This window comes from Acinetobacter sp. UBA2581, from assembly GCF_002339435.1.
Classification (GTDB): Bacteria; Pseudomonadota; Gammaproteobacteria; order Pseudomonadales; family Moraxellaceae; genus Acinetobacter; species Acinetobacter variabilis.
In genome coordinates this window covers 1-6,462 of sequence record NZ_DDLD01000108.1, presented here as the reverse complement: position 1 = coordinate 6,462, position 6,462 = coordinate 1, and the positions used below count along the sequence as shown (strand labels likewise).

Here is a 6,462-nt window from a genome sequence, read left to right as displayed (position 1 = left end):
CGTCAATGCGTAAGTCCTAGTGTATTGCTTTATCTCTCGCTATTTCATCATAAGCCAATGGATTGCAAATCTAAAACTATAAAATGTAATGATTTTTCTCAGTGGAAATTTGGACGATAGTCAAAGTTCTGACTCACGGTCTGGTCACGGAAAGGGCGTACTGCTTTCTTTTTGAGAAACATGTTATTGATAATATTATGCGGGAAAATCTGGATCTGGTTATTGAAGAGTTCGACATTACGGTTGTAGATGGTAATCGCAGCACCGACATTTTCATTCTGTTCTTCAATTTCATTCATCATTTTCAGGTAAATGTCATTTGCTTTTAGTTCAGGGTAGTTTTCAATCACCACATTCAGGCTGCGCATCAGTTCCTTATTCAGGTTTTCAACCCGTTGTAACTGGGCAATATCGGCATCCTGAATATTCAGGTTCATAATGTTCTGGCGCAGTTCAGTAACTTTCTCTAAAGTCCCTTTTTCAAAACTGGAATATTGCTCAACCAAAGGTTGCAGACCATCCAGGATTTTTAGTTTTTGCCGCTCATAGCTGGCGACATCGGACCATGCACGAATAGTGGAGTTATGATGACGCACAATGCTGTTACGAATCATGATAATGGCAATAATGACCAAAAGCGGGATAATGACAAAAACGAAAAATCCCATAAAAGTAATCCCCAGAAAAAAATAATTATTTTAAAAATTGTGTCAGATCAGTATGTAACTTTTCCAACTCTATTAATTTAAACGTTCTGAGATGGCCACGCAATGTGGAAATATCGCTAATTTTATCGTGTTTACTGGATACCTGAAATAAATCATGTGGTCCCAGATAGCAGAGCATATGGCTTTCTGGATGAAACAGTAAATCGCCCTGACGCTGCTCAAAAAAGTCCGCCAGTCGAAGTACAAAACCAGGCGTGAGCAGTTTCGCCATTTGCATCGGATCGCTGCCAAAGAAATTTAATTTCTGGTTGGTACGAATGTCGCTGCTGTGCCAAGGATAAGCATAAGGATAATGAAATTTCTTTCTGGAGGTAGTCACGGCTAGCCCCTGAATCTGAACATCAAAAACAAATACCCCCCAAAGGTCTTTATGTACCTGGGTCAGTTTGACCGGTTGACCTTCCTTATTGCGTACCTGAACTTCATGCACATAATGATATTGAAAGACCAGAACTTGATGTTGTTGACCATCTTCATCTTCCCAGATAGTGCTGGCATAGCGTGAAATTTCATTACTCAGAGAGCCTTGATTAAATACCGGGAACAGACGTTTTAAATGGCTAATAAAATGTAGGGGATTGAGCGGAATTGAAATATGTTGTGGCTGCTTCTGAAAAGCCAGCTGGTATTTTTTGGCGAGCGCCTCATCTTCCAGATAGCGGATAACTTCATCCAGTGGCTTTCGATGTTCATAGCTGATATAAGCCCAGAATACCAGTAGGCATCCAAAGAAAACACCGATTTGCATCCAGATATTAGCAGGCGCTACAAAGATGCAACCAATCAGAAAAAGTCCGATTCCGGCCAGAGCAAGCGGTAAATTATTTTCAAATTTTAAGCTAATTGGGCCGTTCCATGGATGCAAGCCATCCAATAATTCCTGATGGCTTTTGGCCTGACGACCCAGATCCCAGAGCCGGGCGATGTTGCGAAACACTACTGCATTTTTCTTGCGTCGAATATGAATGGAGTGCTGCACAGACTCGATCGGCATCGGGAGGGTTCCTGCTGATTATTGCGCTTGATCAATTAGCATGGCATCGCCATAACTGAAGAAGCGGTATTTGCTTTCAACCGCATGTTTGTAAGCATTCAGGATGTTTTCGCGATTAGATAGAGCCGAAACCAGCATGAGCAGGGTAGATTCCGGTAAATGGAAGTTGGTGATTAGACGATCCACCACTTTGAATTCATAACCCGGATAGATGAAAATTTGAGTATCACCGGTCCAGCCTTTCAGTTCACCATCATTGGCCTGAGCCGCACTTTCAGTCGCACGGGTTGCGGTCGTACCCACAGCAATCACTTTATTACCGCGCGCTTTAGTGGCTTTGATCAGCTCCATGGATTCATCCGACACCTGACACCATTCGCTGTGCATGATGTGATTTTCGATATCATTGGTACGAACCGGCAGGAAAGTACCTGCACCGACATGCAAGGTCACAAAGGTTTTCTGAATGCCTTTCTCTTCCAGTTTTTTCAGCAACTCTTCATCGAAGTGCAGGGAAGCGGTAGGAGCAGCAACGCTGGCCAATTTAGTCGGATCATTGAAGACAGTCTGATATCGAACTGTATCAATTTCTTCTGCTTCACGATTGAAATAGGGGGGAATTGGCAGTGCGCCGTATTTGTCTAGAACATCTAAAATCGGCTGAGAAAATTCGACAATAAACAGATTTTCATGACGGCCTTGAACAGTGACTTTGACTTCATCTGGACCGATAAATAATTCTGCACCGGCTTTGGGTGTGTTGCTGGCCTTGATATGACAATGCGCAATGAACTGATCCATCATACGCTCAACCAGTACTTCAACTGCACCACCAGAGGCACGTTTACCTTTCAGGCGCGCTTTCATCACTTTGGTATCGTTCAGAACCAGCAAATCGCCTTCATTCAATAAATCCAAAATATCGGTGAACTGGTGATCGTGATATTGGCCTTGTGCATCAAGGTGTAACAGGCGAGAAGCACTACGTTGTTCAAGAGGATAGCGAGCAATCAGCTCATCAGGGAGATCGAAACTAAAATCAGAAAGTTGCATGACAATTTACGATAAAAAAACTGCGGCTAGTATAAACTTTTTTCTTTTTTATGGCGGGAATTGCTCGATTATAAAACAAAAAAATAAGAATTGTTTTAAAATTAGGCAAATGTGTTTTTTCTGCGTTGACAAGTTTTTGAAACAGAGTAATATAGCCGTCATCCACTCCCGAGGTGGTGAAATTGGTAGACGCGGCGGACTCAAAATCCGCTGTCAGAGATGACGTGTCGGTTCGAGTCCGACCCTCGGGACCAAGATTCTGAAAAACCCCAAGCATATTAAGTCTTGGGGTTTTTTATTGCCTAAAAATAAGCATGTGGATGCGAACTTCTTTGATTGATCGCATTCTTTATCTTTAATTTGGTAAGGCATCTCTCAGAATAAGTACCTTAATCAGCACTTTAAATTCAGTTATTTAAATAAACAAATTGTCTTTATTCTGAATAAAAAAAGCCCCACTCACCAAATTTTTCTTTCTCAATATTAAAAAAGAAATTTGAAGAGTAGGGCTGGATGCTAGGGTCTTAATAAATTAAGAAAATTCACCTTGAGAGCGTTCTTTAGCCCAGTCACGCAGGATAAATTTCTGTAATTTCCCGGTTGAGGTTTTTGGAATCTCGGTAATCACTACATCTTTAGGTACTTTAAAACGCGCCAGATGTTGCTTGCAGAATTCGATAATCTCTTCTGCTGTAGCAGTTTGTCCTGCTTTCAGTTCGACAAAGGCACATGGTACTTCCTGCCAGCGTGGATCTGGTTTTGCCACCACGGCTGCCGTGAGAATAGCAGGATGCTGATAGAGCACTTCTTCCACTTCCAGCGATGAAATGTTTTCACCACCTGAAATAATCACATCCTTAGAGCGGTCGGTAATTTTTGCATAACCATCAGGTTGGCATACTGCCAGATCGCCAGTATGGAACCAGCCACCAGCAAAGGCTTCTGCAGTTGCTTCCGGGTTCTTTAAATAACCTTTCATGACGATGTTGCCACGGAACATGATTTCCCCCATGGTCTGACCATCATGTGGCACTTCCTGCATAGTGTCAGGATCAAGCACTTTCATGCCGTCTTGCAGTGGATATGGTACACCTTGACGAGAATGCAGTTGTGCCTGCTCCTGAATTGACAGATCTGACCAGCCTGCCTGAGACGCACAGAGCGCAGAAGGGCCATAGGTCTCAGTTAGGCCATAGACGTGGGTCACATTAATGCCAATATTGCGCATACCCTCAATGATTGCAGCAGGAGGTGCAGCACCTGCTACCATTACTTCTACGCGGTGATCAAACTTGGTCTTTTTCTCTTCAGGAGTATTGATCAGCATCGATAGTACAATGGGTGCACCGCAGAAATAATCCACTTTATGTTCAGCAATGAGTTTAAAGATCAGTTCTGGATCAACCTTACGTAAGCAGACATTCGTACCGCCATTAGCTGCCATGGTCCAGGCAAAACACCAGCCATTACAGTGGAACAGCGGTAAGGTCCATAAGTAAGTGGCACGCGGCATCATGCCACAGGCAATGATATTACTGGCTGCATTAATATAGGCGCCACGGTGATGGTAAACCACGCCTTTCGGATTGCCTGTGGTTCCAGAAGTGTAGTTCAGGCTAATCGCATTCCATTCATCATCCGGTAAATGCCATTCAAAATTGGTATCGCCTTGAGCCAACCAGTCTTCATATTCAATTTGGCCGATACGGGTGTCTTCCCCCTCGAATTCCTCATCAGCCACGTCAATCACATAAATGTCTTGCTGTGGAACCAATGCCAACGCTTCTGTTGCAACTGCAGAAAACTCTGGATCGACTAGCAGTACTTTAGTCTCAGCATGTTCCAGCATGAACGCCAAAGTTTTGGCATCCAGACGGGTATTTAAAGTATTCAGGACCGCACCCGCCATTGGCACAGCAAAGTGTGCTTCAATCATTGCAGGTACGTTTGGCAATAAAACTGAAACGGTATCATTTTTACCGATGCCTAAATTTTGGAGTTGGTGGGCAAACTGACGGCAACGATTGTATTTTTCACGCCAGGTAATACGACGCTTACCATGAATGATCGCGCTTTGATTCGGGTAGATATAAGCCGCGCGATCGAGATAGCGTAAAGGTGACAGCGCTACAAAATTGGCAGGGGTGCGCGGTAATTCATCGTATGCCTTAACCATTGTAAAACTCCGTTCTATATTTATTTTTCATATCCTGTTAAAAAAGATATGCAATTCTTGGAAGTCTTGCAGTTATGCTTTAGTCGAGTGCGAATGCATAATTTTAAAAATTTAAATAATTGAATATTAATAAAATTATCTTTAAGCACTGATTTTTTTGAACCTATGGGTTCCCATATTTGCCTTTTTAGGTATTTTACTCTAAATGGGTGTTAAAAATAGCCTTAGCCAAGGAATAATAATGAAAATACAACAGGCGAATGCAACATGGCGCAACTGGTCGGGAAGCCAGTAAAGTTCTCCTCAAATTTTCGAGCCTAAAGAAATCAATGAATTACAAACTCTGGTGAAGTCACATGCGCAGATTCGTGTGGTGGGTGCAGGACATTCATTCAGTGCGCTAGCCAAAACCGATGAGGTATTGATTCGTCTGGATCACTTCAAAGGCGTGATAGATGCAAATGAAGCGACAGCTCAATGTACTAGGCAGGTACGCGTTTATATGAGCTGGGTGAATATCTAGCCCCTCTGAATCAGGCTTTGATCAACCAAGGTGATATCGATCAGCAAAGTCTGGCGGGTGCCATCTCGACCGGTACGCATGGCACGGGAATTGATTTGCCGTGTTTATCTGCTTTCGTTCAAGGCTTTGAATCACTGACTGCAGATGGCGAATTATTGCAATGTAATAAGCAGCAAAATACGGAAATTTTTCAGGCGGGGCGGGTGGCACTGGGCAGTTTCGGAATACTCACTAAAATTAACCTGCAAAATCGGCCGCGTTATAAATTAAAAGAACAGATCTGGTTATGTTCGTTAAAAGACATATTTTCCAATATCGATCAATGGAAACAATAACACCGACATATTGAGTTTTGGGCTTTCCTGCATGCTGATCAGGTCATGCTGAAAACACTAGATGAAACGGATGAAGTCCTTCAGCCGAGAAAAGAAAGCTGGCCATCAGAAGACAGTTTACTGATGTTATGTTCTGAATTGACACGGTTATTGCCGTCTACCAATCCTTATCTGCAAAAGCTGCTCGGTGTTTTTGTCAAACCGACCTGTTTTGTGGATTGGTCCAGTCAGATTTTCCCTACACCGCGCAATACCCGATTTAATGAAATGGAATACCAGATTCCTGTCGAACTAGGCTTGCAGTGTCTGGAAGAAGTGCTGCATTGTCTAAGGCAGCATCGTGTGCCGATGTTCTTTCCGATCGAGTTTCGTTATGTCAAAGCGGATGACATCTGGCTTAGTCCATTTTATCAGCGGGATTCAGTTTCAATTTCTATCCATCAGTTTTATAAGCAGGATTATCATGTCATTTTTAATCTAATTGAACCGATTTTTCAGAAATATCAGGGGCGACCGCATTAGGGAAAATTGCATAGCATGCATGCCGCATCACTGCGCAACTTATATCCAAGATGGGGTGAATTTATGGCGCTACGTCAGCAGCTGGATTCGCAAAAAAAATGGCTGAATCCCTAGGGTCTGTTGACATTTAC

4 protein-coding genes, 1 tRNA gene and 1 pseudogene are annotated in these 6,462 nt (G+C 42.9%); 2 read left to right on the top strand and 4 right to left on the bottom strand.

Annotation, left to right across the window (positions count from 1 at the left end; translation table 11 throughout):
• Positions 1-98: 98 nt before the first annotated feature.
• The 3 genes from B3Q46_RS14030 to queA are packed head-to-tail and all read right to left on the bottom strand — an operon-like array spanning position 99 to position 2,775.
• Complete coding sequence (locus B3Q46_RS14030; RefSeq protein WP_286716323.1) at positions 99-668, bottom strand: LemA family protein; 570 nt, start codon at positions 666-668, stop codon at positions 99-101.
• Positions 669-693: 25 nt separating this feature from the next.
• Positions 694-1,722 carry a hypothetical protein gene (locus B3Q46_RS14025; protein ID WP_286716322.1) on the bottom strand — a complete coding sequence of 343 codons (1,029 nt, stop codon included), beginning with the start codon at positions 1,720-1,722 and terminating at the stop codon, positions 694-696.
• A gap of 18 nt (positions 1,723-1,740) precedes the next feature.
• Complete coding sequence (gene queA / locus B3Q46_RS14020) at positions 1,741-2,775, bottom strand: tRNA preQ1(34) S-adenosylmethionine ribosyltransferase-isomerase QueA (protein WP_286716320.1); 1,035 nt, start codon at positions 2,773-2,775, stop codon at positions 1,741-1,743.
• A 167-nt stretch (positions 2,776-2,942) separates the two neighbouring features.
• On the opposite strand from queA, the gene B3Q46_RS14015 reads away from it, so the two are divergent.
• Positions 2,943-3,029: transfer RNA gene (locus B3Q46_RS14015), tRNA-Leu, on the top strand.
• Between the two features lie 278 nt (positions 3,030-3,307).
• On the opposite strand, the gene B3Q46_RS14010 is transcribed toward B3Q46_RS14015, so the two are convergent.
• Positions 3,308-4,951 (bottom strand): acyl-CoA synthetase, encoded by a 1,644-nt coding sequence (locus B3Q46_RS14010; RefSeq protein WP_286716317.1) that lies wholly within the window; start codon positions 4,949-4,951, stop codon positions 3,308-3,310.
• Positions 4,952-5,258: 307 nt separating this feature from the next.
• Here B3Q46_RS14010 and B3Q46_RS14005 point away from each other — a divergent pair.
• Positions 5,259-6,445: pseudogene (locus B3Q46_RS14005) on the top strand (D-arabinono-1,4-lactone oxidase).
• Positions 6,446-6,462: the final 17 nt, after the last annotated feature.